A 2,511-nucleotide genomic window follows, 5' to 3' on the forward strand; every position below is an offset into this window, starting at 1 on the left:
CCACTCATGACGGGCGGGACGCCCATCCCACAATAACAATTAAAATTGTAAGTTATTTAATTCGCGATCCTTAGTTAGCACGATGGGGGTTCTTCCTTTTTCAGATTGGACTATAAACCGCCCTCAAAACCCTAAAAATGAAGAATTGTAAAGTTTTATCAAGATGTTTGGGCATCTGAATTAAAATCTTCTCATAAAAAAGACTAGCTTTTAGCAGGCGCAAATTGTGGAAAAAGGTTTAAAACTCAGAATATGAGATCGATCTCGCTACTCTTACATGGTGCAATAAAATGTAACTTTTGATGCAAGAACCAGTAGCCTGAACTTTGTCGAAGGCCCAAGGCCCATCCGGCCAATGCCTTCGGAAAATCGCCTTCTTGGCGCTGCATCAAATCTTAAGTGCAATTACTTTCCTTGCACGAGAGCCGGAGCCTTCGAGCCAACATTTAGCTCCAAGGGTTACGCACCAGAACTTTGATAAACCGGGTTTTTTTACCGGGAGCGAGGGCGGCAACAAAGTGTTTTCGTTCATCAAACCCGGTTTCAGCGTCCGAGACTGAACTCGATCGAATGAATGCAGTCGCAACCAATGTTTAAAAGAGGCGATACTGCAAGTTGCGTGCAAAGCAGGGAGCTAACCGCAGTGATGGATCTCGATTGTTTACCTTACGGCGCAGGCCACGCACAGGAAGGGGTCTGTCTGCTAGTCCGAATGGGGCCGCACCGCATTTTACTCGACTGCGGTATAGAGGATATTGCACCGCTATCAGCGACACTAAATCGATCGCTGCCAGCCGATTTTGTGGTGTGTACCCACGCCCACTCCGATCATGCCAGAGGTTTGCTAGCACTCCATCAATCTTTCCCCCACTTGCCAATTTACGCCAGCGAAGTGACAGCGCGACTGCTACCGCTCAACTGGCCACAACTGGCTCAGCAGCCAGAGTCCCGGTTCTGTCAGGGACTGCCCTGGCAGTCGCCGCTCGAAGTGCGCCCAGGACTGAGCGTGCAGTTGTTCCCGTCGGGTCATTTGCCCGGAGCTGCGACTGTGCTGCTGACTTATGCAGCCCCGCACCGCACCTACACCGTCGTTTACACAGGCGACTTTTTCCTGTCCAATTCTCGTTTGGTGGAAGGTTTGCCCCTAGGAGAACTCAGGGGCATGAAGCCGGATGTGTTAATTTTGGAAGGCAGTTACGGCACGGCGCGCCACCCTCACCGCCGACAACTGGAAAATCAGTTAGCCGATCGCATCCACCGCGCCATCGCCGACGGGTACTCCGTACTGCTGCCCGCGCCGGCCCTTGGTTTGGGCCAAGAAATGCTGATGCTGCTCCGCAGTCACCACTACTTTACTGGCCGCGACTTGGATATTTGGGTAGATGGCACTGTCGCCGACGGGTGCGACGCTTATCTAGAACTGTTACCCCAATTTCCCACCGCCGTCCAAAATTTTGCTCTGCACCAACCTTTGTTTTGGGACGAAAGAGTGAAACCCCGCGTCCGTCGGCTGTCTGCCGAACAGCGCCCCGGATTGGGAGCCATGCCCTGTATTGTAATTACAGACAAGTTAGCTGATTTGGCTTTGTATATTGCCGATAGCACAAACCCTTGGATTTTGCTCGCCCCTCAAAAACCAGGATATCCCGTCAGCGACTGGCTGGGCAACAGACCCCAATTTGGAGTCACAAGTGTCGAAACTTATCTGCTAGCCGAACACTGCGACGGGCCGGGGACGACCCAACTCATCCACAATTTGCGTCCCCAGCACGTAATTTTAGTCCACGGTTCCCCTGCATATTTGGCTGACTTGGCTAACTTGGACGAGCTGCGAAACCGCTACCAGTTGCACACTCCGGCGGCTGGAACACTTGTCGAATTGCCGATCGGGGAAATGTTTTTGCAGCCCGCTATCCCAGAAACTAACTATGAGGGAGAACTCAGCGAATTGGGGACAGAGGTAGCAATTAGCTTGCCGAGTCCGATTACAGCCGATCCTCGGTGGGCCAATTTTGCCGATACCGGTTTGGTAGAAGCGCGCTGGCAAGGCGAAGAACTGGTACTGCGGGGCATCTCCCAGCGGGAACTCCTTTTTCAAGGCAGCGCCGTTCAGGCAAACCTCGAATGCTGCGGCAATTGCCAGCACTACCGCAGCCAGCGCTGTTGGAACCAGTCCAGTGCTTTGTTTGGCTTTAAAGTAACCCCCGACGGTTTCTGTCCCGTGTTTAAAGCGATACCGGAGTCCGAACTTTTCCTAGAAGATGGGGAAACAGACGGCGAATAAGCTGTCTGGCACCTCGAAACCAGCCCGCAGGCACAGAAAACAAAAGAACAGTCCTGGACGCACCCAGACAAAAAACCCGGTTTCAGCAGGGGTAAGCTGTCGCGTATTGAATTTTTAACTACCAGCCGGGAAGTCCCTCGGTATATTTAAAGGGGATTAATCTGAGCGCTGCGCGAAGTACCCCGAATAAATTACGCCCGCGTGATGAAAGGCTCGTCGGGTGTAGG

1 protein-coding gene is annotated in these 2,511 nt (G+C 52.4%); it reads left to right on the forward strand.

From position 1 onward, the window contains the following. The first annotated feature begins 646 nt into the window (after window positions 1–646). Window positions 647–2,284, forward strand: coding sequence for an MBL fold metallo-hydrolase (locus tag QUA88_RS29355; protein ID WP_333051822.1), 1,638 nt, complete (start codon window positions 647–649; stop codon window positions 2,282–2,284). The last annotated feature ends 227 nt before the right edge of the window (window positions 2,285–2,511 follow it).

Source organism: Microcoleus sp. D3_18_C2 (genome assembly GCF_036702395.1).
Taxonomy (GTDB): Bacteria; Cyanobacteriota; Cyanobacteriia; order Cyanobacteriales; family Microcoleaceae; genus Microcoleus.